The organism is Hyphomonas sp., from assembly GCF_036964145.1.
GTDB lineage: Bacteria > Pseudomonadota > Alphaproteobacteria > Caulobacterales > Hyphomonadaceae > Hyphomonas.
The window spans coordinates 190,652-215,223 of record NZ_JBALUC010000006.1 but is presented as its reverse complement, the minus strand read 5'-3'; the positions used below and the strand labels follow the sequence as shown (position 1 = coordinate 215,223).

22 protein-coding genes are annotated in these 24,572 nt (G+C 62.3%); 10 read left to right on the top strand and 12 right to left on the bottom strand.

The annotated features are described in order from the left end of the window. The first annotated feature begins 271 nt into the window (after positions 1–271). Positions 272–826: a PAS domain-containing protein gene (locus tag V7660_RS17045; RefSeq protein WP_335604254.1), complete on the top strand. Its 555-nt coding sequence runs from the start codon at positions 272–274 to the stop codon at positions 824–826. 10 nt (positions 827–836) lie between these two features. On the opposite strand, the gene V7660_RS17040 is transcribed toward V7660_RS17045, so the two are convergent. Next, a complete protein-coding gene (locus V7660_RS17040; RefSeq protein ID WP_335604253.1) occupies positions 837–2,474 on the bottom strand; it encodes a choline dehydrogenase in 1,638 nt (545 codons plus the stop codon). Positions 2,475–2,622: 148 nt separating this feature from the next. On the opposite strand from V7660_RS17040, the gene V7660_RS17035 reads away from it, so the two are divergent. Beyond that, a complete protein-coding gene (locus tag V7660_RS17035; protein ID WP_335604252.1) occupies positions 2,623–3,234 on the top strand; it encodes a PilZ domain-containing protein in 612 nt (203 codons plus the stop codon). Here the strand turns inward: V7660_RS17035 and V7660_RS17030 are convergent. Continuing rightward, the gene (locus V7660_RS17030; RefSeq protein WP_335604251.1) at positions 3,231–3,761 is read right to left on the bottom strand and encodes a gamma carbonic anhydrase family protein; all 531 of its coding nucleotides are present in this window, start codon (positions 3,759–3,761) and stop codon (positions 3,231–3,233) included. The genes V7660_RS17035 and V7660_RS17030 overlap by 4 nt on opposite strands. Before the next feature lie 259 nt (positions 3,762–4,020). Between V7660_RS17030 and V7660_RS17025 the strand changes: the two genes are divergently transcribed. After that, positions 4,021–4,830 carry a PhoH family protein gene (locus V7660_RS17025; RefSeq protein ID WP_335604250.1) on the top strand — a complete coding sequence of 270 codons (810 nt, stop codon included), beginning with the start codon at positions 4,021–4,023 and terminating at the stop codon, positions 4,828–4,830. A 63-nt stretch (positions 4,831–4,893) separates the two neighbouring features. Here V7660_RS17025 and V7660_RS17020 read toward each other — a convergent pair whose 3' ends face one another. From V7660_RS17020 to V7660_RS16995, 6 genes are all read right to left on the bottom strand, one after another. Next, entirely contained in the window at positions 4,894–5,460 is a 567-nt protein-coding gene (locus V7660_RS17020) for a hypothetical protein (RefSeq protein ID WP_335604249.1), read from the bottom strand. Next, positions 5,447–5,956: an MgtC/SapB family protein gene (locus V7660_RS17015; RefSeq protein WP_335604248.1), complete on the bottom strand. Its 510-nt coding sequence runs from the start codon at positions 5,954–5,956 to the stop codon at positions 5,447–5,449. The genes V7660_RS17020 and V7660_RS17015 overlap by 14 nt, the downstream gene beginning before the upstream one ends. Positions 5,957–5,998: 42 nt before the next feature. Then, positions 5,999–7,112 (bottom strand): peptide chain release factor 2 gene (prfB, locus tag V7660_RS17010; RefSeq protein WP_335604247.1). Its coding sequence is split into 2 segments (ribosomal slippage): positions 5,999–7,042 and positions 7,044–7,112, totalling 1,113 coding nucleotides; the frame shifts between segments, so codons are not numbered across the junction. Between the two features lie 87 nt (positions 7,113–7,199). Further along, positions 7,200–9,860: a penicillin-binding protein 1A gene (locus V7660_RS17005; protein WP_335604246.1), complete on the bottom strand. Its 2,661-nt coding sequence runs from the start codon at positions 9,858–9,860 to the stop codon at positions 7,200–7,202. Positions 9,861–9,985: 125 nt separating this feature from the next. After that, the gene (locus tag V7660_RS17000) at positions 9,986–11,908 is read right to left on the bottom strand and encodes a tetratricopeptide repeat protein (RefSeq protein WP_335604245.1); all 1,923 of its coding nucleotides are present in this window, start codon (positions 11,906–11,908) and stop codon (positions 9,986–9,988) included. Positions 11,909–12,045: 137 nt separating this feature from the next. Beyond that, positions 12,046–13,728: an electron transfer flavoprotein-ubiquinone oxidoreductase gene (locus V7660_RS16995; protein ID WP_335604244.1), complete on the bottom strand. Its 1,683-nt coding sequence runs from the start codon at positions 13,726–13,728 to the stop codon at positions 12,046–12,048. A gap of 94 nt (positions 13,729–13,822) precedes the next feature. Here V7660_RS16995 and V7660_RS16990 point away from each other — a divergent pair, with 94 nt between their 5' ends. Next, the gene (locus V7660_RS16990) at positions 13,823–14,611 is read left to right on the top strand and encodes a uracil-DNA glycosylase (RefSeq protein ID WP_335604243.1); all 789 of its coding nucleotides are present in this window, start codon (positions 13,823–13,825) and stop codon (positions 14,609–14,611) included. Between the two features lie 16 nt (positions 14,612–14,627). Here the strand turns inward: V7660_RS16990 and V7660_RS16985 are convergent, their stop codons facing one another. Continuing rightward, complete coding sequence (locus V7660_RS16985) at positions 14,628–15,104, bottom strand: hemerythrin domain-containing protein (RefSeq protein WP_335604242.1); 477 nt, start codon at positions 15,102–15,104, stop codon at positions 14,628–14,630. 85 nt (positions 15,105–15,189) lie between these two features. Between V7660_RS16985 and V7660_RS16980 the strand changes: the two genes are divergently transcribed. The 5 genes from V7660_RS16980 to V7660_RS16960 all read left to right on the top strand — a co-directional run bounded on the left by V7660_RS16980 (position 15,190) and on the right by V7660_RS16960 (position 19,619). Next, positions 15,190–15,873, top strand: a complete 684-nt coding sequence (locus tag V7660_RS16980) for a TIGR04283 family arsenosugar biosynthesis glycosyltransferase (RefSeq protein WP_335604241.1) — start codon at positions 15,190–15,192, stop codon at positions 15,871–15,873. Further along, positions 15,873–16,478 carry a TIGR04282 family arsenosugar biosynthesis glycosyltransferase gene (locus tag V7660_RS16975; RefSeq protein WP_335604240.1) on the top strand — a complete coding sequence of 202 codons (606 nt, stop codon included), beginning with the start codon at positions 15,873–15,875 and terminating at the stop codon, positions 16,476–16,478. Before V7660_RS16980 ends, V7660_RS16975 begins: the two co-directional genes overlap by 1 nt. A 76-nt stretch (positions 16,479–16,554) precedes the next feature. After that, entirely contained in the window at positions 16,555–16,965 is a 411-nt protein-coding gene (locus tag V7660_RS16970) for a BLUF domain-containing protein (protein WP_335604239.1), read from the top strand. A gap of 72 nt (positions 16,966–17,037) precedes the next feature. Then, entirely contained in the window at positions 17,038–18,171 is a 1,134-nt protein-coding gene (locus tag V7660_RS16965; protein ID WP_335604238.1) for a PA0069 family radical SAM protein, read from the top strand. A 365-nt stretch (positions 18,172–18,536) separates the two neighbouring features. Next, on the top strand, positions 18,537–19,619 hold the full coding sequence (locus V7660_RS16960; protein ID WP_335604237.1) for a site-specific DNA-methyltransferase: 1,083 nt from the start codon (positions 18,537–18,539) through the stop codon (positions 19,617–19,619). Positions 19,620–19,656: 37 nt separating this feature from the next. Here the strand turns inward: V7660_RS16960 and V7660_RS16955 are convergent, their stop codons facing one another. Next, positions 19,657–20,496, bottom strand: a complete 840-nt coding sequence (locus tag V7660_RS16955) for a hypothetical protein (RefSeq protein ID WP_335604236.1) — start codon at positions 20,494–20,496, stop codon at positions 19,657–19,659. Positions 20,497–20,546: 50 nt separating this feature from the next. On the opposite strand from V7660_RS16955, the gene V7660_RS16950 reads away from it, so the two are divergent. Further along, positions 20,547–21,464, top strand: coding sequence for a fatty acid desaturase family protein (locus V7660_RS16950; protein ID WP_335604235.1), 918 nt, complete (start codon positions 20,547–20,549; stop codon positions 21,462–21,464). Between the two features lie 7 nt (positions 21,465–21,471). Here V7660_RS16950 and V7660_RS16945 read toward each other — a convergent pair whose 3' ends face one another. After that, positions 21,472–23,415 (bottom strand): sialate O-acetylesterase, encoded by a 1,944-nt coding sequence (locus tag V7660_RS16945; protein WP_335604234.1) that lies wholly within the window; start codon positions 23,413–23,415, stop codon positions 21,472–21,474. Positions 23,416–23,494: 79 nt separating this feature from the next. Next, on the bottom strand, positions 23,495–24,544 hold the full coding sequence (gene mutY / locus V7660_RS16940; protein ID WP_335604233.1) for an A/G-specific adenine glycosylase: 1,050 nt from the start codon (positions 24,542–24,544) through the stop codon (positions 23,495–23,497). Positions 24,545–24,572: the final 28 nt, after the last annotated feature.

Sequence of the window (24,572 nt, the reverse complement as noted above, 5' to 3'; positions counted from 1 at the left end):
ATGCCGCGATCTGCGCAAGACATCGACAATTTGACCACCGGCCTGATTCGTCGTGCTGGCCAGCATTGTACCGAGATGACACGCGCGCTTTGGCTGCCCAGGAAATCCGTCCGTCATTCTCTTTCAAAACCCCTGAATGGGGAAATTCCCGCAGGCGAACCCAGTAAATTTCCCCCCCGGCGGGAAAGCGGAACTGGAACAGATATTGCGGAACTCGTCTCCGGAGCAGGCCCAGGGGGTCTTGATAATTATAATGGAGCGAACGCCCGTCATGCACGACCGGTCTATTCACCCGAACACACGTATCATGCTTGAGGCCTGGAAGCGCATGAACGTCGATCCGGCCTCTCAGGAAGACCACACGCCGCGCGCAAACGATCATCCGGACCTGATCACGAACATCTTCATGATCCAGTCGACTGATGACGGCGCATGGATTTTCCGCACCGCTGGTGACGGTGTGTCCCAACTGCTGGGCCGGGCGCTGCCCAATCATGACTTCCTCAACCTCTGGACCGGGCCAGACCGCTCCATGGTCTCGGGCCTGCTGGACGCGGTTCGGGCCGATGGCGCGCCGGGCGTGATCCGCGGTCGCGGTGAAACGCTGACCGGCCAGCGGGTCGAGGTCGAAGTCACCCTCATGCCCTTGGCCCAATCCTCCGTTGGCGGATCGAGCACGCGTTTCCTGGGCCTCTACCAGACGCTGGGCGGTATCCCCATGCTGAAAGGCCGGCCGATCTGGCGCCACCGGGTCGCCATGCTGGTTCCCCCGGATACGCGCCGCATCGAACCGGCCCTCAAACTGGTTGCAAGTAACGCAATCTGATCCCGGCGGATCAGGCCGCTACGGTGTCCGGCTCTTCCGCCGCCAGCGGAGACTTGCCGAGAATCATGTCGGCAGCCTTTTCCGCAATCATGATCGTCGGCGCATTTGTGTTGCCCCCAATCAGCGTCGGGATCACTGAGGCGTCCACAACCCTCAGCCCCTCGACCCCGCGCACGCGCAGCTCTCCGTCGACCGGGCTGTCATCGCCCGCGCCCATCGCGACAGTCCCGACCGGATGATAGATCGTTTCACCCGTGCGCCGGATGAAGGCGTCGATGTCCTCATCCGTTTTCACGCTCTCGCCCGGCATCATCTCAGCCCCCGTGAAGGGCTTCAATGCATTCTGCGAGCACAGATCCCGTAGCATCTTCACGGCTTCGCGCATGGCGCGCCGGTCTTCCTCGGCCTCCAGATAGTTCGGATCAATGGCCGGATGCGCGAATGGATCGGCCGAGGCAAGACAGACTGTGCCCCGGCTTTCCGGCCGCAGCTGACAGGCATGGACGGTATAGCCATCCTTGTTTGCCTCATGCTTGGCATGATCCATCATGATCGCATTGACGAAGTGAAGCTGGAGGTCCGGCATTTCGAGCCCCTCGCGGGATTTCAGGAACGCTCCTGCTTGCAGGTGATTGTCTGCCCCGGCGCCGGTCTGGTTCAACAAATATTGGAGGCCCACGCCCAGCTTCTTGAGTCCCTTCTGCATCGAATAGGCGGAAATAGGTTGGGTCATCTCGTGGATGACGGTCAGGTCCAGATGGTCTTGCAGATTCTGGCCAACATTCGGAGACTTGACCTGGGTCTTGATGTCGAACCGCCCGAGATGGTCCGGATTGCCAATGCCCGAAAGCTGCAGCAATTGCGGCGACTGGACTGCACCGGCACAAACAATGACTTCGCTCGACGCATGGATTTCCTGCGCCAGCTGGCCTTTGCCTTCCACCACTTCAACGCCTGTCGCCCGGCCCTTCTCCATCAGGATGCGGGTGACGAGGCCGGTCGAGATTACGGTGAGATTGTCACGCACCCCAACAATAGGCCGAAGATAACCATAGGAGGCACTCCAGCGCTCGCCCTTGTGGATAGTGCGCTGGTAACGCCCGAAACCTTCCTGCTCCGCGCCATTGAAATCCCTGGTGCTGGCATAGCCGGCCTGTTCGCCTGCCTGCAGGAAGGCCCGGTAGATCGGCGAGGAGAGCGGGCTTTCGGACACTTTCAGCGGGCCGGTGCCGCCATGATATGCCGTATCGCCGCCTTCATAGCCTTCCGAGCGCCGGAAATACGGCAGCACATCGGCAAAGCTCCAGCCGCGCAGACCCATCTGGGCCCATTGGTCATAATCGCGAGCGTGGCCGCGAATATAGATCATGCCATTGATCGAGGACGATCCGCCCCATCCCTTGCCGCGCGGCCACCACAGCTTGCGGCCGTTCATATGTTTCTGCGGTTCGGTCCAGAATCCCCAATTATAGGCGCCTTCAGCCTTGATAAGGCTTCCCACCCCTGCGGGCATTCTTACCATCAGGGAATTGTCTTTCTTTCCGGCCTCCACCAGGCAAACCTTGATGCGTGGATCTTCGCTCAACCTGTTAGCCAGGGCACAGCCTGCACTGCCCGCGCCCACGATTATATAGTCGTATGTCTCCACCGCCGGAGCTCCTCCCGTTAAACCTTATGGTGAAGGAACAGAACAATTCCTTCCCTTTCCAGCAACAGTTTGTGAACGAAACTAGCGTAAGTAAAGGCTTGATGGAGTTGAACAGACAGGTTGCCCCAAGGGCTTCAGGAGATTTCATATGTCTGCAATAGATTTGTCTGTGCCGCAGTTCCGCCCGGTCATCGAAACCGAGCAGGATCGCCGCAAATACCAGCGAGTCGATCTCGAACTGGGAGGCTGCTTCCTGGACGATGCCAGCGAAGACCATCAACTCGTTACCGAAAACCTGTCCTGTTCCGGCGCCTATCTGCGCGCTGCGACCGTGCCGGAAGCCGGCGCGAACGTGATTTGCTATTTCGATGATCTCGGCCGCGTGGCCGGCACCGTTGTGCGCACGTCGAAGGATGGTTTTGCGGTTGAATTCAATGTCGTACCGCACAAGCGCAAGAAACTGGCCGATCGCCTGAGCTGGTTGATCAACAAGGATCTGATCGAAGTTCCGGAACAGCGCGCCGCGGCCCGCTTCCCGACCGGCGGCCCGGCCTTTATCGGTCGCAAGGACGGCCTGCAGATCCCGTGCACCGTGGTCGACATCTCACTGACCGGCGCCAGCTTCGAGACCAATGGCCAGTTCCAGCCGCCGCCAATTGGCGAAGTGGTGACGGCCGGAAACCTGCGCGGCCGCGTGGTGCGCTCGGGCGAGAATGAGTTCGCGGTGAACTTCCTGCGCCCGGATGAGGATGACGTCTAGTCGATCCGTTTCACGCTGTTGCGATGGCGTTTCCAGTTTTCCACATAATGCACGGCTGACATCTTGATCACCTGGACCTGGTGGTCGGAGATATCCTTCACCACCTTGCCCGGCGCGCCCATAACCAGGGAATTGTCGGGGATCACCTTGCCTTCGGGAATCAGGGTGTGCGCCCCGATGATGCAATTCTTGCCGATTTTCGCATTGTTGAGAATGGTTGAGCCGATCCCGATCAGCGTCTCTTCGCCAATCGTACAGCCGTGCAGCATCACCATATGACCGACCGTGACGTCCCGGCCAATGGTCAGCGGGGACCCGACATCGGTGTGAAGCACGCTGCCGTCCTGGATATTGGAATTCTCGCCAATCGTGATCGGGTCATTGTCGCCGCGCAGCACCGCGCCATACCAGATCGAGGCATTTTCCTTCAGGATCACATTGCCCATGACCTGCGCATTGTCGGCCACCCAATAATTGCCGCTGTCCGGCAGGATCGGTCTTGTTCCGTCAATCTCGTAAATGGCCATGGGTTCTGCGTCTCCTCATTTCGCTCGCGGAATTATTGTTCATCGTTTGATAACCTTGGTACACTCTAATCATCAACAGATTCGGAGTTGGAGACGGTCATCACAAGACCCTGTCACACCCCGCCGCCCGGAGAGACCTTCCGGGATTTGGCCACACCGCCCACGGGGCGGACGGCCCTTGCTTCCTCCCAGTTTCCGCCAAGCCATCGCGCGATTCCGCCGGTGGCTTTTTTCTTGCCCGCAACCAAGGAGACCTTCCATGGGTAAACGCAATGCAGCAAAACGGATGAAGCAAGGTTCAGAAGTGAACCTGAACACCTGGTTCGAGGAGGGTGCCCGCGGCAAGGGACCAAAGCTGCAAGCCATAGAAGGTGGTCGGGGCTGGCACCCGGACGACGCCGACCCCCGGCAAGACCATCAGCGCGCGGAGGGTGGCCGCACCCAGCGCTACCAGAAGACCGTCAAGCCACGCACGGAAAACCAGGCCCAACTCATGAAGGCGATGGACGACCATGCTCTCGTCGCGGCGCTCGGGCCGGCGGGCACCGGCAAGACCTACCTCGCCGTTTGCAAAGCGGTCGAGGCGCTCCAGAAGGGCAAGGTTGCCCGGATCATCCTGTCCCGCCCGGCCGTCGAGGCCGGCGAACAGATTGGCTTCCTGCCCGGCGCGATGGAAGACAAGCTCGCCCCTTATTTGCGTCCTCTCTATGATGCCCTGTCAGACCGGCTTTCGCCCGGACAGCTGAAACACATGCTGGCCGAAGGAGTCATCGAGATTGCCCCGATCGGCTTCATGCGGGGCCGTACCCTGAACAATGCCTTCATCGTCATCGACGAAGCGCAGAACTGCACCTACACCCAGCTCAAGATGTTGCTCACACGGCTTGGCTGGCACTCGACCATGGTCATCACGGGCGACCCCGCCCAGTCGGACCTGCTGCCGGAATTCTCCGGTCTCGCCACCGCCGCCGAACGGCTCGAAAAACTCGGCGGCGCTTCGATCATCCGCCTCGAAGGCAAGGACGTCGTCCGTCACCCGCTTGTCGCGGAAATGCTCGACGTTCTGTAGTCTGCCTTCAAATGAACATTTCGCCCGCCCTGAAGATTATTCGGGGCGGGCCTTCTTTTCGCGTCAGGCGTTTCGCGTGATCCAGTCCGGATAGCTGACATTCGGCCAATCCCCGAAGCCGAACCGATCCACTTGCCGACTGAGTTCAGCCGGGTTCTCATGCTCCAGGCACAGTGTCGAATATTGCTGCCCGCCCAGAGACGCTGTCGCGATCTCCGCGCGCAGGCCGCCCGGACCGGTAGCAATGTGGCGTCGCTTGTCGACCACGACTTCATCTCCTTCCGCGAGCAACGCCTCGCGTAGCGCGGACAAGCTGGTCAGCGCTGTGGGAATGGTGGGAAAGAGACGCGCCAGCGTCGCCCGGTCTTCATCATCCAGCGGAAAAGGGGAGGCGACGACCGGCCGCCAGTGTTCGAGGCCGCCGTCACGGGTCAGCAATTCCTTGATGCCGAACTGCGCCCCGCCCCGCAATTTGGCTTGGGCTGGCGCGCGGGATGGCACACGGAAATAGATGTCGGTGCGGGGCGGCTCAGCGGCGAAATCCAGCCCGACCTGCAACCGCTGCGCAATTGCATCGCCCGCCTCCGGCCAGATCCGGTATTCCCATAAGGCTGGATTAGCTGTCCCCATGCTCGTCCCCTTTTCCGATCGGGGGTTTTCCGAACCAATGGGTTTCCAACATGCGGATCGGCAGCAGGATCAGGACCGACAGCAGCACAGCAAGGAAAGCGAGCCGGAGGTAGCCCGCCCCGCAAGCCAGGCCAATCGCGCCTGCGAGCCAGATACTCGCGCCGGTCGTCAATCCGCGTACGGACCCCCGGCCATGAATAATGGTTCCGGCCGCGAGGAAAGCGACCCCCGCCGTCACGGCTTGCACGACGCGCGTCGGGTCAAGCTGGGTGATGTCGTCATCCCCGCCGAAGGAATGAATCATCTCAATGGCAATCAACATGAATACGGACGAGGCGAGCGCCGTAAGCATATGCGTTCGCAAGCCGGCAGGCCGGTCGCGAACCTCGCGTTCGAACCCGACGATCAGGCCTGCCACACAGGCTGCCAGCAGCCGCGTAGCCATGACACCCAAGGGCACATCGCTGTCGAAGGAAAGCGTCAGCAGATCGTCCATTCAGGACGAACGTGCAAGGGGCCGTTTGGTTGCGCCGAAAGACTAGGCTTCGTCGTCCTCGCCCTTGGCCACAGATGCGGCAAGCGCAGCCGACAGGAAGAGATCAATGTCGCCATCCAGCACGCCAGACGTGTCGGAGGTTTCGACCTCCGTCCGGAGGTCCTTCACCATCTGATAGGGCTGGAGCACGTAGGAGCGAATCTGATGGCCAAAACCGATGGCGCTCTTTTCGGCGTATTGCGCATCGGCGACTGAACGGCGAGTCTGCAGTTCCAACTCATAGAGTTTCGAGCGTAGCATCTGCCAGGCCTGATCCCGGTTGCGGTGCTGCGAGCGGTCATTCTGGCACTGGACGACGATACCTGTTGGCTCGTGCGTCAGGCGGACAGCCGAATCGGTCCGGTTGACGTGCTGGCCACCCGCGCCAGAGGCGCGATACGTATCGGTGCGCACATCCGACGGATTGATCTCGATCTCGATATTATCGTCGATCACAGGCGTGACGGCGACTGACGCAAAGCTCGTATGGCGACGCGCGGAACTGTCGAAGGGGGAAATGCGCACAAGCCGGTGCACGCCCGTCTCGGACTTCAGCCAGCCATAGGCATTGTCGCCCTTGATCTGGAGCGTGGCGGATTTGATGCCGGCCTCTTCGCCCTCGCGCTCGTCCATCTCCTCGACCTTCATGTCATGGGCTTCGGCCCAGCGGACATACATGCGGCGCAGGATATTGGCCCAGTCCTGGCTTTCCGTGCCGCCTTCGCCCGCATTGATCTGGATGAAACAATCATTGGCGTCAGCTTCACCGGACAGCAGCGCAGCCAGTTCAGCCTTCTCGGCGCGCGCGGCGGCCTTTTTCAGATTGGTCTCGATGTCCGCGATCATATCTTCATCGCCTTCGGCGAGTTCGAGCAATTCCTCGGCATCATTGGCTTCGCGCTGCAGGGCTTCGACGGTCTCGATACCGTCGGCAAGGCGCTGGCGTTCGCGCATCATGGCCTGGGCAGCCTGCGGGTCGTCCCAGAAATCCGGGCGTTCAGAGAGCGCAGTCAGCTCATCGAGGCGTTTGGTAGCAGTATCCCAGTCAAAGACGCCTCCGTAGCAAATCGGCGGACTGGCGGATCTGGTCTGTGAGCGATTTGATTTCTGCGGACATGGGATCAGCCTCTATCTTGTATAGGTCAGTAAAATTCAGAGAGGCGGGGCATAGCGCGCCCGCCTCCCTGCGTCAAAATCCGTGTTGTCAGTAAATGTCGCCGAGATTGTCGTCGACCGGCGCTTCCGGGGCCGGTTGCGGCTGACCGGGCTGGCCTGGGAACATCTCCGGATTCTCATCCACGATTCCCGCATCGCGTTCCGGGTCAAACCCGCCATAGCCACCACCATTGCCGCTGCCCGCGCCGCAATTGCCCGAAATGGACAGGCAGTCACTGGTGTCGCGGAAGGCGCTCATGCCGGGCTCGGTGCCGGGACGGAAGGCTTCGTCGATAATGACCGCCGTGTCTGGTCCGGGCAGTTCGCCATTGCGTGCATCGATCTTAACGAGGCGCACGCCGGGGGGAATCCGGAACGGAATGGCAGGCTCGTCTTCCAATGCCTTTTCCATGAATTCGGTGAAGATCGGCGCGGCGACCGAACCGCCTGCCTCGCCTTCGCCGAGCGACCTATTGTCATCGAAGCCAACCCGCACGCCCACGACGAGGTCCGGCGAGTAGCCCATGAAGACGGCGTCGCGATAATCATCGGTGGTCCCGGTCTTGCCAGCCAGCGGCTTGCCGACGCGCAGCGCCCGGCGGCCCGTGCCGCGCTCCACCACGCCTTCCAGCATATGGGTCACCTGATAGGCAACAATCGGGTCGAGCACCTGCTCGCCCACCTCAGCGAGTTGCGGCGGCTCTTCGCCGTTCCATTCTTCGAGATGGCAATCCTCGCACGGGCGCTCGTCATGCCGGAACAGGGTGCGGCCATGACGGTCCTGCACGCGGTCCAGCAGGGTCGGGTTGATGATCCGGCCACCATTGACGAAGCCGGCATAGCCGCGCGCCAGGTCGATCAGATAGGTATCGCCCGCGCCCAGCGACATGGCCGGATAAGGCGGCAGGTCTTCATAGACGCCCATGCGCTCGGCCAAATCGGACACGGCCTCCATGCCGATGTCCTGCGCCACACGCGCGGTGACGAGGTTCAGGGATTTCTCCAGCGCGATGCGCAGCGTGACCATGCCATAGGTACGGCCTTCGGTATAGTTCGACGGGCGCCAGTAATCATCCGTAGACACATCAAATGCCACGAAGGGCGCATCCAGCATCCGGCTTGCCGGTGTGTAGCCCTTTTCCAGCGCGGCCGCATAGACAAACGGCTTGAAGCTGGAGCCCGGCTGGCGCTTCGACTGGGTGACGCGATTGTAGCTGGATTTGAAGAAGGAGTAGCCGCCCTGCATGGCCAGGATCCGGCCCGTATGAGGGTCGATTGCCACAAGCGATCCGTCCACTTCCGGCACCTGCCGAAGGATGGCATTCCCTACCGGGATCATCATCGGTTCAGGGTCCGGCTGGTCGATCTCGTCGCCGTCCGGGTCCAGTTCCGTTTCTGCCGGCGCGGCGGTTTCTTCCGCATTCAGCACTTTGCGCTTCAGCTCGGCCAAGACCACATCGCCGACCTTCAGGCCGCCCTTGCCCTCGGCGGGCTTGTACTTGGCAGCCCACTCGACTTCCTCGGCAGGCAGCGGGATGGTCGCGCCATCGGTCAGCAGGAGCTCAGCCCCCTTCGATCCGATCCTGGTGACCAGGGCCGCTTCCCATGTGCCATACCCGCCGGGCAGTTTCACACCGTCCAGCTGTTCGAGAATGTCGTCTGATTTCGGATCGAGCGTCGTCACCGGACCTCGCCAGCCATGCCGGCGATCATAGGTGACGAGACCATTTTGCAGCGCGTCCTGAGCGGCCAGCTGCAGCTTGGTGTCGATTGTCGAGCGAATGGACAGGCCGCCCTGCTGCAACGTGTCTTCACCATAGGATTTGATCAGGTCGCGGCGCAGCTCCTGCACGAAATAGGTCGCAGCGGCATATTCCGGCCCCTTCAGGCGGCGCGTGGTCGTCAGCGGCTTGGTCATGGCCTCTTCGGCGGCTTCGCGCTCGATATAGCCATCCTCGACCATACGGCGCAGGACGTAATTGCGACGCTGCAGCAGGCGTTTGGGCCGGCTGTACGGGTTCACCGAGGACGGGGCCTTGGCCAGCGATGCCAGGATCGCCGCCTCTGACAGGTCCAGTTCCGGCAGAGATTTGTCAAAATAGTTCAGCGCCGCCGACCCGACACCATAGGAGCGATAACCGAGATAGATTTCGTTGAGATAGAGTTCGAGGATTTCCTCTTTGGTGAACTCCTTCTCCATGCGCTGCGCGATGATGGCTTCCTTCGCCTTCCGGGTCAGGTTCTGGTCGCGCGTCAGCAGCATGTTCTTGGCGACCTGCTGGGTGATCGTGGAGCCGCCTTCGAGTCCCCCGGAGCCGGTGATCTTGTTCTTGGCGGAGTTCACCCCGCCGCGCACGATACCCTTGTAGTCGAGCCCTTCATGCGTGAAGAAATTTTTGTCCTCGGCCGCGACGAAGGCATACACAACATGGTTCGGGATCGACTCATACGGCACGAAGACGCGGTGCTGGTCCGCAAATTCGGCAATCAGCGTTCCGTCGCCGGCATGGACACGCGAGGTGATCGGCGGCTCATACTGTTTCAGCTTCTCGATGGACGGGACCTGACGGCCAAGCGCCGCGAAGTACAGCCAGAGCGCAACAAAGCCGAGCGCTGCGAGTACGAAGCCCAGAATGACCAGACGGCGCGCCCAGACCCAGACCCAGGGCGGGCCCGGAAGAAACCGGCGGCTGGGTTCTGGTTCCTGCATGTGAGGATTCATGTTGTTCGACATAGTTTTCCCGTCAGCGTTCGCATCGCGGAATCGCATTGATATCCGGCAATAGTAAGGCGCGTCGGAGGCGGGTAAAAGGTCTCAGCTGCCTGACAATCCGGTCAGATATCCTGCCGGTCCACCTCGCCATCCCCGATGGACACGCTGGGCAATGACCGGCGCTCAGGCTTCGGCGTGGTCAGGCCGGTTGCCAACTTGGCTTCCAGCTCTGCTCTTTCCTTGGCGGGCGGGTGGTTGTCGATCGCATTCTGCCACGCTTCGCGCGCGGCTTCCTTCTTGCCCTGATGCCAGTAGATGTCGCCCAGATGGGTCTCGATTTCCCAATGCTTGTGAGGCTTGAGGTCGGCGCGTGACTGCTCGATCAGCCGCTGGGCATCCTTCAGATGGCCCATCCGGAAATAAGCCCAACCAAGCGAATCGGTGATGTAGGGATCACGCTCTGCCAGCGAGCGGGCCCGGTACAGCACCTTGAAGCCCTCTTCCTGCTTGTCTGTGTATTCAATCAGGAAATAGCCGAGGGAATTCAGCGTGTACGGGTCGTTCGGCCGTCCCAGCAATTCGGTGCGCAGGATGGCCAGAGCCTGGTTCACTTCGCCGATCTTGCCCAGTGAATTGGCCAGCATCATGCGGCGGTCATGCGTGTCATCCAACTCACGCGCCTTGGCGGCGTGTCGGGCGGCCCCTTCAAGGTCTCCGAACTGGTTCTTGATCTCTGCGGCAAGGCCATGTGCCGACGCCCGCTCTGCCTGGTTGGAGGCCAGCGAGATCACTTCGTCCACCAATTCGGCCGAGCCCTCCTGATCATTCAGCAGGGTGCGCAGCTGCAGCGCGCCATACAGCGTCTGCAGGCGGTCATCCTCGTCTGTGATTTCCAGCGCCCGCGCCACCGTGGCCCGGGCCTCGTCTTCCTCGCCAGACATGATCAGCGCTTGCGCGGCGGCGATCTGCAGCGACGCTGTCTCGGTCGGCGCGCTCAGGGCAACATGCGCTACGCCGCCATAGAGGGCGCTCTCATACAGTTGGTCGATGACGGCGGCGCGCAGCCCCTCATCATCCGGATTGATCAGCAGGGCCACCTGGTCAAACGCGGAACGCTGATCGTCAAAGCCTTCAATCCGTCCGCCCATCATGATGGTGCGGATGATACGCTGCTCCTGCAGCGCCCGCGAAACATCTGCCAGTGACTGGGTGAAGGCGGCCCGCACATCCAGCGCCTCATTGTCCAGATTCTTGCCTGTTTCGAGGCTCTCGATGGCGGCGGCATAGCTGATCGCCTCTTCCGGTTCGGCGTCGGCCAGTTTCTGGTAGACGGCCTTGGCCTCCTCGATCCGGCCGAGGCGCTGCAGCAGCAATGCGTGGCGCGAGACCACGGTGCGGATATGGCTGTAGAGCAAGCCCTTCGGGTCAAACTGGTGCTCCGGCGCCTCGATCTCGGCGGGCGTCATGAATTCATAGACGGCAAGCGCCTGTTCCGGGCGGTCCAGGGCTTCCAGCATGGCCGCAAGGGACAGATCGCCCGTCAGGCCCGGCATCGCCCCTGCCGCGCCGCGATGGCGCTCGATGGCTTGGTCCGGCTTGCCATCCATCGCCAGCAGCCATGCATCGAGGAAAGCGTAGAAGCCCGTCTCGCCCTCTTCCTCACTCTGGCTGTTGGAGGTCTTCAATATATTACGCGCGGCCGTCGTGTCGCCGTCCGCGGCCCGGTCGAGCGCCAGGAAGGCATCGAAGAGCGGGCTGACATCGCGGTCTTCCTGAGACAGGCCGGAGGTCATCTGCAGGAAGGCCGCCATGTCGCCAGCCTTCACGGCATCCAGCGGCGCCGGATAGGCGGAGATGCCGACCGGCAGGCCATTGGCCCCTATCACGGCCGTCGCGCGCGCCGCCGGGGAGAGCGGCACGGAACTCTCGACAAGCGGCGCCGCGACCGGGGTGTCTTCCAGGGCGGGCGCCGGCTCGGTCGCGCAGGCGCCGAGCGTGAGGGACAGGGTCAGGACAGAGGCGGCAAGAGACAGTCTGGTGCGCATGAGGACGGCGTACTCCGGGTTCGGTTTGACGCAGAGTGAAGCAGTCCGATGCGGCGAGAGCAAGGCGCGAAATGGAGAAAGCGCGGCAGGGTTAACCCCACCGCGCTTTCCGGAAACCATAAGGGACGAAGCCCTGTTTACATGTTCGGATAGGCCGGGCCGCCGCCGCCTTCCGGCACGGTCCAGTTGATGTTGAGGTTCGGATCCTTGATGTCGCACGTCTTGCAGTGAATGCAGTTCTGCGAGTTGATCTGGAACTTCAGCTCACCGCCTTCCTCGATCCATTCATAGACGCCAGCCGGGCAATAGCGCGCCGACGGACCGGCATAGACATCATGCTCGGAGGCCTTCTGCAGAGCCATGTCCTTCACGATAAGGTGAACGGGTTGGTCTTCGCCATGATAGGTGTTGGTGAAGGAGACATTGGTCAGCTTGTCAAAGCTGATCTTGCCATCCGGCTTCGGATAATCGATCGGCTTGAACTTCTTCGCCGGCTTCAGCGCCGCCGCATCGGTCTTGCCGTGCTTCAGCGTACCGAAGAAGGAGAAGCCGCCGAACAGGCTGGAAATCCACATTTCCAGACCACCGAGCGGGATACCGATGGCGGTGCCGAGGCGCGACCAGAGCGGCTTCACGTTCCGCACCTGCTTCAGCTCCTTGTAGACTGAAGAGTCCTTGTAGGCGTCTTCATAAGCGGTCAGCACATCGCCCTCGCGGCCAGCCTTGATGGCCTCGAACGCCGCTTCGGCGCCCATCATGCCGGTCAGGATGGCATTGTGGCTGCCCTTGATGCGCGGCACGTTGACGAAGCCGGCGCCACATCCGATCAGCGCCCCGCCCGGGAAGGCCAGCTTCGGCACGGACTGGAAGCCGCCCTCGGTGATGGCCCGCGCGCCATAGGCAACCCGCTTGCCGCCTTCGAGATGCGGCAACACGCAGGGGTGATGCTTGAAGCGCTGGAATTCCTGATAGGGCGAAATGTACGGGTTCTCGTAATTGAGGTGCACCACGAACCCAACCGAGATGAATGGCTCGCCATTGTCGCGGAAATGGTAGAGGAAGCTGCCGCCGCCGGTCTTGTTGTCGAGCGGCCAGCCCATCGTGTGCTGGACATAGCCCTCATTGAAATTCTCTTCCGGGACCGACCACAGCTCTTTCAGGCCGATGCCGAATTTCTGCGGGTCGCGACCTTCATCCAGATTGTACTTGGCGATCAGCTGCTTGGTCAGCGAGCCGCGCGCGCCTTCGGCAAACAGGACATACTTGCCGAGCAGTTCCATGCCAGGCTCATAATCCGGCTTGTGCGAGCCATCGGCGGCAATGCCCATGACGCCGGCCACAATGCCCTTCACTTCGCCATTCTCGCCGAGCACCAGATCGGAGGCGGCAAAACCCGGAAAGACTTCGACGCCGAGATTCTCGGCTTCCTGGCCCAGCCAGCGCGCCACATTGGCGAGCGATCCGGTATAGTTGCCATGGTTCTTCATGAAGCCCGGCATAGGCAGCCAAGAAATGTCGGCCTCGCCATTCGGCCCCAGGAATTTGAACTTGTCGCCGGTCACTTCGGTTTTCAGCGGGCGGTCATCCCGCTCCCGCCAGCCGGGGATCAGCTTGTCGAGGCCAACCGGGTCCATGACGACACCGGACAGGATGTGAGCGCCGATCTCGCCGCCCTTCTCGATCACGACGACCGAAAGGTCCTCGCCGGCGGCATCCGCCAGTTGCTTGAACCGGATTGCCGCGGACAGACCCGCAGGGCCACCGCCAACGATGACCAGATCATATTCCATCGACTCGCGCTGAACAGCGTCATCAGCCATTGGTTTCTCCTCCTTGCGGGTGATAGGGTGCCCGCTCATAAGCCCATTTGATTAAGCAATTACAGCGTCTATCAGGAAGGTCCAGAGCGTCCAGATGCCCGCCCCTGCGTCAATTGATGCAATTAAGGCCCTCACCGAATGGTGGGGCGACATGGGCGTGGAAGTCGATGACGCCGCCGTGCAGGCCTATTTGAAGGTTTCCGAGAGCGCTGCGCCGCCTGCTGCCACAGCCCCGACACCCCCTGTCCGCCGCCCACGCCGCAAGAAAATCGACTGGGTCGAAGAGGCCAAAACGGCAGCCGCCGCCTGTGATTCGGTCGAGGCCCTGAAAGCTGCCATTGAAGGGTTCGACGGTAGCCCGCTGAAAGGCGCTGCAGAAAATACAGTTGTCTATGATGGCACGCCCGGCGCCAGCCTGATGGTCATCGGCGAAGGCCCCGGCGCCGAAGAGGACCGCAAAGGCCTGCCCTTTGTCGGCAAGGCCGGGCAGCTGCTCGACAAGATGCTGGCCGCGATCCACCGCGACCGCACCGAGAATGCCTTCATCACCAATGTGAATTACTGGCGCCCGCCGGGAAACCGCAATCCGGAGCCCGAAGAGCTGGCCGTATGCCGTCCCTTCGTGGAGCGGATGGTGGAGCTGGTGGCGCCGAAAGTGATCGTCGCGGCCGGCGGCGTGCCGGCCAAATCCCTGCTCGACAGTTCCGACGGCATCATGCGGCTGCGCGGCACAGAGCATGTCTTCAAGACGGCGGGCGGATTCAGTGCGCCGCTGATCCCGATCCTGCACCCGGCCTATCTACTGCGCCGTCCACAAGACAAGTCCCGCGCATGGCGGGACTTGTTGCTGGTGGAACAGCGTCTGGGAGAATTGGGCGGCTAGAGGTCCACCGGGAGGATTATTCCTCCAGGGCTTCCTCGGCTTTTTGATCGACCAGCTCCATTTCGCGATCTTTACGCTGAAGAAAAGCCTCACCAATCGAACCGTCTTCATCCTTGCCGATGACGTCCTTGGCGACCGGGAAGATTTCGGTCTCTTCTTCGTCGATATGGTGTTCGTAATCATGGCGCAGCGTCTTGAAGCGCGTCAGCCAGCCGGGAGAACTCATGTCCATCTCGTCCAGTTCCTGGATGATGTCGTCCAGCTCCTTGTGCTCGGCGACCGAGTGACGGCCCTTGGGCTGGCCCTCCTCGCCTTCCATCAGCGGAGCATAAAAGGTCTCTTCCTCGGCGGCGGCATGCCCGCCCACATCATAATAGAACTCCTTCCAGAGTTCACGGCGCTTGGTGGAGTCGCCTTCCGTCTCTGCCAGCTGGGCCAACAGGTCACGGTGGGAATCATGATCTTTCTTCAGGGTTTCATAAATCGAGGGCATGTAAGGGATCCTTTGTCTTATCCCTCTCAAACGCGTTAACCCCTGCCCGGTTCCGCGCCACACGATTGCCTGATAGGGAGTTTTCATGCCCGCGCCGCTCTCCATCATCATCCCCACACTGAACGCCGCCGGTGACCTGCCGGACTGCCTGCAGGCGCTGATGCCGGGGCTGGAGCTGGGTCTGATCCGCGAAGTCATCGTGTCCGATGGCGGCTCGGAGGATGCGACGCCGCGCATTGCCGGTGACACGGGCGCAACCTTCCTGACGGGCGCAAAGGGGCGCGGCGCCCAGCTTGCGGCCGGGGCGAATGCCGCGCGGGGCGACTGGCTGCTCTTCCTGCACGCCGACACGATCCTCTCACCGGACTGGGCCGAGCGCGCCGCCCATCACATGGAGCGCCGCGCAAAATCAGCCGCGGCCTTCACGCTGAAATACCGTTCCGACGACCGGGCCGCGCGCTGGCTGGAGGCCCGCGCCAATCGTCGTGCGCGGATTTTCGGCCTGCCCTATGGCGATCAGGGCCTGCTGCTCTCCCGCAAGCTTTACGAGGCGGTTGGCGGCTTCGCCGACGTGCCCCTGATGGAAGACGTCATGATCGCACGCGCCCTCGGCAAGAAGCGACTCGTCCTCCTGAGCGCCGAAGCGCGCACCTCCGCCGAGAAATATGAGCGCGATGGCTGGCGCAAGCGGGCCTGGAGCAATGCGTGGCTGCTGACCCGCTTCCTGATGGGCGTGAGCCCCGAGACCCTCGCCAAGGCGTATCGCTGATGCGGCGTGCCCGGCTTCTGATCTTCGCCAAGCCGCCCCGCATGGGTCTCGCCAAGACACGGCTCGCGGCCGGCATGGGGCGGACCGAAGCCCGCCGCATCGCGCATTTCACGCTCGCCCGCACCATGCGCGCCGTACGCGCGTGCGGCCTCGACGCCGCACTCTATCTCGCGCCTGATCGCGCATTGGACGAGACACTTGGCGGAATCTGGCCCCCGTTCTTGCCCCGGTTCAGTCAGGGCCCCGGCACGCTGACCGAACGGCTCGGCAAGGGACTTGCCGACTCGCCCAACGGGCCGGTCCTGTTCATCGGCACGGACGCGCCAGACATCTCTGCCGCCCATCTGCATCACGCCGTGCGCGCGCTGCAACGCCATGATGCCGTCTTCGGCCCGGCCGAGGATGGCGGGTTCTGGCTGTTTGGTGTGAACAAGCGTCCTGACTTGCCGCCCCTGTTCGACAATGTGCGCTGGTCCGGGCCCCATGCGCTGGCAGATGTGCGCGCGAATTTGCCCTCTTCAGCCCGGCTGGCGCTGTTACAAACGCTGCAGGATGTAGACGATAGAAACGACTGGAAGCGGTGGAGCCGAAACAAACTTCGTTAACTTGACTCAGGTTATGGAAGGAAACTCCAAAGCCGTGTCCAACGTAATCTCCGGACTCCAGACGACAGGACACATAATGTACCGACTGATTTATATCAGCACTGCGTCTGACGCGCTCACGGCTGCCGACATTGACGACATTGTCGAGACGGCAATCCGCAACAACGAACCCCGAAACATCACAGGCGTACTGGTCTATAATGGCCTGAATTTCCTGCAAGTGCTCGAGGGGACCCGGGCGCATGTCGAGAACGTCTACAATCGCATCCTGCTGGATACGCGCCACGTCTCGGTCACGACCGTGCTGGCCGAGGCTGCCGAAATCCGTATCTTTTCGGGCTGGCACATGGCCGGACGCAAGACGATGGCCCTGGCCGGCCATCGGGACTACGACAAGCTGAATGATGTCAATGACGTGCTGGACCGCCAGATGCCGGGCCGCGTCCGCCAGGTCCTGGAAAACTTCACCTCCCTGAAGGGCATCTGATTTCACAGGTTTCCGGCAAGCTCGCCGATTTATGTTCTTGATTTGTTCTGTTGCTTGTGGCCTGTTCGGGTCATGAGGACAGGACAAAAACTCTCTCCCAGTGGCCGGGTCAATCTGATCGATACCCGGCAGGCCGAGGAACGCTTCCAGCAGCGCGGACGCGGCGCCGTCTCAAACCAGACGGGCCGTTTCGAAGCGGAGACACGCTACGCCTTCGATGATGGCTGGGGCACGATCGAGGATGATGCCGGACGCCTGGAAACGACCCTGCTGAAGGACACGGCCCGCACGATCATCACCTTCAACAAGTCGCCTGACATATCATTTGACCGCACGGTGAACCCGTATCGCGGCTGTGAACATGGCTGCATCTACTGCTTTGCCCGCCCGACCCATGCTTGGGGCGGCCTGTCGGCCGGGCTCGATTTCGAGAGCAAGCTCTTCTTCAAGGACAATGCCGTCGAGCTGCTGAAGCGGGAACTGTCGAAACCCAGCTACCTGCCCCGCGTCATCGCGCTCGGCATGAATACCGACGCTTACCAGCCGGTTGAACGCGAGATGCGCCTGACCCGCAGCCTTCTGGAAGTCCTGTCCGCCTATCGCCATCCGGTCAGCCTCCTCACCAAGTCTGCCCTGATCCAGCGCGACATCGACCTGATCGCTCCGATGGCCGAAGCGGGTCTCGCGCGGGTCGGCATCTCGCTGACCACGCTTGACCGCACGCTCGCACGCAAGATGGAGCCGCGGGCCGCCACGCCCCAGCGCCGGCTGGACACGATCCGGGCGCTCAGCGAGGCCGGGATCGAAGTCACCGTCATGACCGCGCCGATCATTCCCGGCCTGAACGATCATGAGATCGAAAGCCTGCTGGACGCCGCAGCCGATCATGGCGCGACACGGGCGGGCTATGTGATGTTGCGCCTGCCTTATGAGATCAAGGATCTGTTCCATGAATGGCTGGTCCAGCATGTGCCCGACCGGGCCGCCCGGATCATCAACCACATCAGGGATATGCGCGGCGGCAAGGATTACGACGCCAATTGGCATGAACGGATGCGCGGCGCCGGCCCGGTGGCCGATCTGATCTCACGGCGTTTCGGCCGGGCCACCGCCCGGCTCGGCATGAACCAGCGCAGAGACCCGCTGCGAACAAATCTCTTCCGCGTCATTGAAGAGCAGAACGGCCAGTTTCGTCTGGACGTCTAGGCCCCGGCTCCGGCCTCTACACTTCCCCAAGTTCGAGGGCTTGCTGAACCTGCAAAAATACAGCGGCCTTCATAAGTTTCCCGGCCATTGCAGCCCGCCTGCTGTGCCCGCCCGTGCAGGCTGGGCGCCAGCGAGCGGGGCAAGGACAGCCCGGCGGCAGGCCTGCTCCGCCTCCATTCACGCCGAACTCACAGGCTTTCCCCGATTTTATCCACAGGACTATCCACAAGGAAAATCTGCTGATAGTTTCGATTCCGAAATGAACTAGGGCTGATTCGGATGCGCAATAATTAGGGATTCAGAAACCGGCGTCCGGCACTGATTCGCGCTTCGATACGACACAGAGCGCAAGCGGGGCTGAACCAATGGAATTACAGAAAAACGTGATCATGCAGGGCGATTGCATCGACATCCTGTCCCGCCTTCCGGACCGGTCGGTTGATCTCGTCTTCGCCGATCCGCCGTACAATCTCCAGCTTGGCGGCGGCCTGACCCGCCCGGACCAGTCCGTGGTCGACGGCGTGGATGATGATTGGGACAAGTTCGACAGCTTCGACGCCTATGACCTGTTCTGCCATCAATGGCTGGAAGAATGCCGCCGCGTCCTGAAGGATGATGGGGCGATCTGGGTGATCGGCTCGTATCACAACATCTTCCGCGTCGGCGCGATCCTGCAGGATCAGGGCTTCTGGATCCAGAATGACGTGATCTGGCTGAAATCGAACCCGATGCCGAACTTCAAGGGCACCCGCTTCCAGAACGCCCATGAAACCCTGATCTGGGCCGGCAAGTCCGAACAGTCCAAATGCACCTTCAATTACGACGCGCTGAAAGTCTTCAATGACGACAAGCAGATGCGCTCCGACTGGATGATCCCGCTCTGCACGGGCGGCGAGCGCCTGAAGGATGAAGACGGCAAGAAAGCGCATCCGACGCAAAAGCCGGAAAGCCTGCTGCAGCGCGTCCTGCTGGCCACGACCAATCCGGGCGACACGGTGCTCGACCCGTTCTCCGGCACCGGCACGACCGCCGCCGCCGCCAAGCGCCTCGGCCGCAATTATATCGGCATCGAGCGTGACGAGACCTATGCGCGCCTCTCCCGCGCCCGCCTGAAGGCCATCGAGCCCATCGAAGGCGCCGTGCTGGAAACCGAGCGCAGCAAGAAATCCCTGCCGCGCGTCCCGTTCGGCGCCCTGCTGGAAAATGGCTGGCTGAAGCCGGGCGACCGCCTGTTCAGCCCGCAGCGTCGCTACCAGGCCCGTATCCGCGTCGACGGCTCGCTGACCACCGGCACGTCCACCGGCTCGATCCACCGCCTCGGCGCACATGTCCAACAGGCCCCGGCCTGCAATGGCTGGACCTATTGGCACTATGAGGATCCGAAACGGAACCTCGCGCCCATCGACCTGCTGCGCCGCAGGTACCGCGAGGAAATGGGCCTCAACTAGGCTTCCTCAAAAACATGCAAATGAAGGCGGCGCGGGATCAGTCCTGCGCCGTTTCTTCGAGGGATGCATGATAGGCGCGCCAGCAGGCCTGACCGACCTTGTTGTACGCCCGCATCTTCTCCGCCATCCGCAGGAACCCGTCCTGGTCGCCCAGCTCCGGCGGCAGCAGCGGATCGAAATTGATCGCCCGGATCACCGGTTGCCCGATCAGCAATGTCTCGCGCGCCGCATCATCCATGCTGCGGGTCGCAAGCCCCTTCAGGCTCCGCTCCATCGTCTTGATCGCCTGCGCATAGGACCGCGACAGGGCCTTCGGTGACCAGAGGCCTGCCCAGTTCTGCGGCCCGGCCATCGCAATCTGGCCGGCCCGCATCAGGATGATATCCTCCTCCGCGCCAATATCGGTCAGGTCGGCGCGATGCGAATCCAGATCGCCCGACAGATTTGCCGGCCGCACCCAGAAGCCTTCCTCTGTCTGCTGGTAGCCGAACAGGGCCAGCGCCCGCTCCCTGGCACGCAATTGCTTGCGGTCACTGCGGCCGAGATGCTTGGTCAGGGCGACCAGCCAGTCCCCGTTCCAGTCCACCATCCGGTCGGCCACATGCTCCCATTGCTGGACCCGCCGCATCAGCGCCTGCGCCTTTGGCCCCGGACTGTAGACGCCGCGCTCTGGGCTCTCCAGCAGGCCATCCTTCATCAGCCGCGTCACCGCCACGCGCAGGGTCGATGCCTCAATCCCGAACAGCGCTGCCGCATTGATGAGGCGGCCGATCGCCTGCGGGGAGGCGTCCGTGCTGCTCATCAGCGACAGGACCAGCGCCCGCGCGGACACGTCCTGGGGGTCGAGAGGATTATAATAATACACGAATTGACTCATACTGCTAATTACTGTAATAATTCATTAAAGCACAGGATGGGAGCCCTGCCATGTCCACGACGATGAAGCTATCAGAAGCCGTCACAAAAGAAGAACTTCGCGAATTGCGGAAGAAGTCAAACCTTCGCGCCTTCGCCACGGTGGCCTGGAACTGGGGCCTGATTGTCGCGGCATTTGCCGTCGCCATCCTCTGGACCAATCCGCTGACCATCGCGGCAGGTATTCTCATTCTGGGCGGCCGCCAGCTCGGCCTCGGCATCATCAATCATGATTGCGCCCACCACGCCCTGTTCAAGAGCCCGAAACTGGACGAGATTGTCGGTCACTGGATCGCGGGTGCGCCGATGAACATCTCCCTGCCCGCCTATCGTGCCTACCATCTCAAGCACCACAAATATGCCGGCACGCCAGATGACCCGGATATCATCTTCGTCAAGAATTACCCCGTGGCCAAGGACAGCCTGCGCCGCAAATTCGTGCGGGACCTGACCGGCCAGACCGGCTTCCGGGACACGATGCGCAAGATCCGCAGCTTCAAGCTGTCGCGCAACTGGCCGTGGCTCACCTTCCACGTCGCCTTGCTGGCCACGCTGACAGCCGTCGGCGCGCCGTGGGCCTATCTCATGTGGTGGGCGGCGGAACTCTTCATCTATCCGGCCATCGTACGCCTGCGCCAGATTGGCGAGCACGGCACCTCCAAGGACCGCAGCAGCCTCGAGCCCCGCCTCAATACCGGCACCACGGTCGCCCCCTTCTGGCAGCGCGTGCTGATCGCTCCGAACGATGTGAACTACCATCTCGAACATCACATGTTCGCCAGCATCCCGCCTTACAATCTGAAGCGGCTCCACACGCTGCTCTCAACCCGCGGCTATTATGACGACTATGACTGCATCTCGCATGGCTATGGCGATGTGCTGCGCCGCGCCGTGCGTCCGGACACGCCGGAAATGGTGCCTGCAGAATAAGGCGGCCCTACTCCACGTCGATCCAGAAGGGACCGGCCGGCAGGCCGTTTCCATCGAACAGATTGCACAGGGGCGAATTGCCCTGGCAGTAGCGGATTTCGGACACGGGCGCGTCGCCGGTTTCTATAATCACCGCCTCGCCGTCAAGCGCTGCTGAGGCAAAGCGGCACGTGCCCGCCTCGCACAGCTCCATCCCGAGGACGGTATCTGAACTGACAGTTTCGAGACCGTCCTCCACGCCCTCAAACGCGATACGGATCGCATCGTCTTCCCGCGTGGCGCTTGCAGCCACCGGCCCCGACGCCGCCGCATCTTCTTCGCCATAGACCAGCGCTTTCATCACGCACACGACCCGCTCGGCCACGGCCAGCTTGTTCGGCGGATGGATGTCCACCGGGTCGCCCATGTCGATGGTCACGGCAAGGCCCACGCCATCATCCTTGGCCGCCACACGCCGCATGGATTCCCGGATCACGCCCCAGCCCGGTTCGCCCGCCTCGGTCGGCAATGCGCCATAGCGGGGCAGCTGCACCACGGTCACCGGCAGGCCGTCGCCAAACTTCGCACGCCAGTCCTGTATCAGCAGGTCCAGCAAACCCTCATAGGCCGCACCTTCGCCCGCATTCGACTCGCCCTGATACCAGATCGCCCCTTTCAGGCGCAGGCCGTCCAAGGGGGTGACCATGGCATTGTGCAACATGGTGTAGCCCTTGATGGTGAACCAGGGCGCCGGCTTCGGCGCGCCGACTTCTGCCGGCACTTTGCGATACATCCAGCCCTCGGCCAGCGACAAATTTGTGCCGTCCTCGAACGCGACGCGCAATTCGGCATCCGGGCCATTCATCCCGCCTTCGCCATAATCATTGTGCGCGTTGACGAGGAGCGTGTTCTCGCCCGTCTGCAACAGGCTCGCCGGCACCTCATAGGCGCGCAGCCCGCCCCAATCGAACGTCGTGCCGATGGCCGTCCCGTTCAGCCAGGTCATGTCGGTGTCGTCGATCGCGCCGATATGGATCGTTGCCGCTTGCGCCGCCTGCTGAGCGGTCAGTGTGAAGCTCAGTTTGTGCCAGACCATGCCGAGATGATCGGTCAGTTCCGCGTCGCCCCAAGTGCGCCAGTCGCGCAGCGTACCCGGCACGGGCGTCCAGTCGCCAGCCTCCGGATTTTCCCAGGGCGTCGTGCCGCCGGTTGCGGGGTCGTCCCGCCAGCCCTGTTGCCAGCTTTCGGAATAGGCTTTCGCGGCAGCGCCCCGATCCGTCTTGTACGTTTCCAGCAACGCGACGTCGTCGGCATAGTCCGGCACAGCGCCAATGATCTCGCCATCAATCCAGGGCTCGATGCGCGAGCCGCCCCAGCTGGAATTGATCAGGCCAACGGGTATGTCATACGCCTCGGAGATCGCACGCCCGGTATAATAGCAGACCGCCGAGAATTCTGCCGCGGTCTCTGGGGTCGTCACCGCCCACGCGCTCTCCCCGGGCAGATCCGTATCCGGATCGAGCGACAGTGCCTTCTCCACCTGCAACAGGCGAATGTTCGGATGATCCGCCGCGGCCACTTCCCGCTCGGCATAGGTCACGCGCGACAGCGGGTATTCCATGTTGGACTGGCCGGAGCAGAGGAAGACATCGCCCGCCAGCACATCCTCCACCGCCTGCACGGTCTCGCCTTCGGCAGACAGGGAAATCTCGTGCGGGCCGCCTGCGGAGAGCCCTGGGAACTCGGTCCACCAGCGCCCGTCCCGTCCGGCGCGCACCGGCGTGGCGGCTGCGTCCAGCGACACCATGAATTCTGCGCCGGGATCAGCCGTCCCGAACAGACGCACCGGCGTATCACGCTGGATCACCATATGGTCGGTGAACACGCTGGCGAGCTTCGGCGCCTCGGCCATCGCGCCCGGTCCAAGCAGGGCCAATGCCCCGCACGCCATCATCATCCTGCTGGTAAACATGTGCTGCTCCGCCCTTTGATATTTTGGCAGGAGCTTTCCCGAAGGCGCCGAACTTGTCCAGTGTTAGCGATAACGAAATTTACGCCACCGCCAGTCGAAACGCCTTCGCAAACACGCTGGGCAGGCCCTCGACCTCCTCGACCTTCACCCAGAGCCCGCCTTCGACTGTCGGCTTGCGCGGCGCATTTGCCCGCATCACACGGAACCGGAGCGCAAAATGCGTGAAGACATGGCGCACTTCCCCGACCTCTTCCCAGTCGGCCCTGACGGGCGCATGCGCCTCCGGAAAGTCACCCACGACCCACTCCCCGGTCGGCACGGCCAGCATGCCGCCGAGCAGGCCCTTGTCCGGCCGCCGCACCAGCAGCGTCTCGCCCTTCACGACCAGTACATAGGCAATGCCATGCCGCACAGGCTTGGCCACTTTCGCCGGCTTGATCGGATAGCGCTCCGGTTCGCCCTCTTCCCGCGCCGCGCACAGGTCTGACAACGGGCAGATCAGGCAGTTCGGCCGGGTCGGCGTGCACACCGTCGCGCCGAGATCCATCAGCGCTTCGGCGAACTCGCCCGGCCTGTCGTCCGGCACCAGCGCGCGCACCGTCTCGGCAATCACCTTCTTCTCAGCCGCCCACTCGCCCTTCAGCGCCAGCAGCCGCGCAAACACGCGGTCGACATTGCCGTCCACCGCAGCCGCTTTCTTGTCGAACGCAATCGCCGCGATCGCCCCCGCCGTGTAAGGCCCGATCCCCGGCAGCTTGCGCAACTCGACCTCGGTCTCCGGAAAGCCGCCCCGCGCGGCCACCTCCCGCGCACATTTCAGCAAATTCCGCGCCCGCGCATAATAGCCCAGCCCGGCCCATGCGCTCATCACTTCCTCATCCTTCGCCGCCGCCAGCGCCTCGACCGTCGGCCAGCGTGTCAGGAAGGTGTGAAAGTATGGCGTGCCATGCGGGATGGTCGTCTGCTGCATCATGATCTCGCAGAGCCAGACGCGATACGGATCAGGCCGCTCGCCCACGGCCCGGTCCGCCGGCAGCGTGCGCCAGGGCAGGTCACGCGCATGGCGCTCAAACCAGGGCAGCAATTTGCCCGGCAGGCTGTTCAAATCTCTGTGCTTTGCCGGTGCCATGCCTTTTCCTCGCCCGAAAGCCGTGCAA

Bases quoted from the DNA above. Each gene is read 5' to 3' on its own strand.
- V7660_RS16970 (WP_335604239.1), top strand. From the start codon at position 16,555: ATGTACCGACTGATTTATATCAGCACTGCGTCTGACGCGCTCACGGCT.
- V7660_RS16950 (WP_335604235.1), top strand. From the start codon at position 20,547: ATGTCCACGACGATGAAGCTATCAGAAGCCGTCACAAAAGAAGAACTT.
- V7660_RS16995 (WP_335604244.1), bottom strand. From the start codon at position 13,728: ATGGCTGATGACGCTGTTCAGCGCGAGTCGATGGAATATGATCTGGTC.
- V7660_RS16975 (WP_335604240.1), top strand. From the start codon at position 15,873: ATGCGGCGTGCCCGGCTTCTGATCTTCGCCAAGCCGCCCCGCATGGGT.
- V7660_RS16960 (WP_335604237.1), top strand. From the start codon at position 18,537: ATGGAATTACAGAAAAACGTGATCATGCAGGGCGATTGCATCGACATC.
- V7660_RS16945 (WP_335604234.1), bottom strand. From the start codon at position 23,415: ATGTTTACCAGCAGGATGATGATGGCGTGCGGGGCATTGGCCCTGCTT.
- V7660_RS17015 (WP_335604248.1), bottom strand. From the start codon at position 5,956: ATGGACGATCTGCTGACGCTTTCCTTCGACAGCGATGTGCCCTTGGGT.
- V7660_RS16955 (WP_335604236.1), bottom strand. From the start codon at position 20,496: ATGAGTCAATTCGTGTATTATTATAATCCTCTCGACCCCCAGGACGTG.
- V7660_RS17020 (WP_335604249.1), bottom strand. From the start codon at position 5,460: ATGGGGACAGCTAATCCAGCCTTATGGGAATACCGGATCTGGCCGGAG.
- V7660_RS17045 (WP_335604254.1), top strand. From the start codon at position 272: ATGCACGACCGGTCTATTCACCCGAACACACGTATCATGCTTGAGGCC.
- V7660_RS16985 (WP_335604242.1), bottom strand. From the start codon at position 15,104: ATGCCCTCGATTTATGAAACCCTGAAGAAAGATCATGATTCCCACCGT.
- V7660_RS16990 (WP_335604243.1), top strand. From the start codon at position 13,823: ATGCCCGCCCCTGCGTCAATTGATGCAATTAAGGCCCTCACCGAATGG.
- V7660_RS17035 (WP_335604252.1), top strand. From the start codon at position 2,623: ATGTCTGCAATAGATTTGTCTGTGCCGCAGTTCCGCCCGGTCATCGAA.
- V7660_RS16965 (WP_335604238.1), top strand. From the start codon at position 17,038: ATGAGGACAGGACAAAAACTCTCTCCCAGTGGCCGGGTCAATCTGATC.
- V7660_RS17000 (WP_335604245.1), bottom strand. From the start codon at position 11,908: ATGCGCACCAGACTGTCTCTTGCCGCCTCTGTCCTGACCCTGTCCCTC.
- V7660_RS17005 (WP_335604246.1), bottom strand. From the start codon at position 9,860: ATGCAGGAACCAGAACCCAGCCGCCGGTTTCTTCCGGGCCCGCCCTGG.
- V7660_RS16980 (WP_335604241.1), top strand. From the start codon at position 15,190: ATGCCCGCGCCGCTCTCCATCATCATCCCCACACTGAACGCCGCCGGT.
- V7660_RS17025 (WP_335604250.1), top strand. From the start codon at position 4,021: ATGGGTAAACGCAATGCAGCAAAACGGATGAAGCAAGGTTCAGAAGTG.
- mutY (WP_335604233.1), bottom strand. From the start codon at position 24,544: ATGGCACCGGCAAAGCACAGAGATTTGAACAGCCTGCCGGGCAAATTG.
- V7660_RS17030 (WP_335604251.1), bottom strand. From the start codon at position 3,761: ATGGCCATTTACGAGATTGACGGAACAAGACCGATCCTGCCGGACAGC.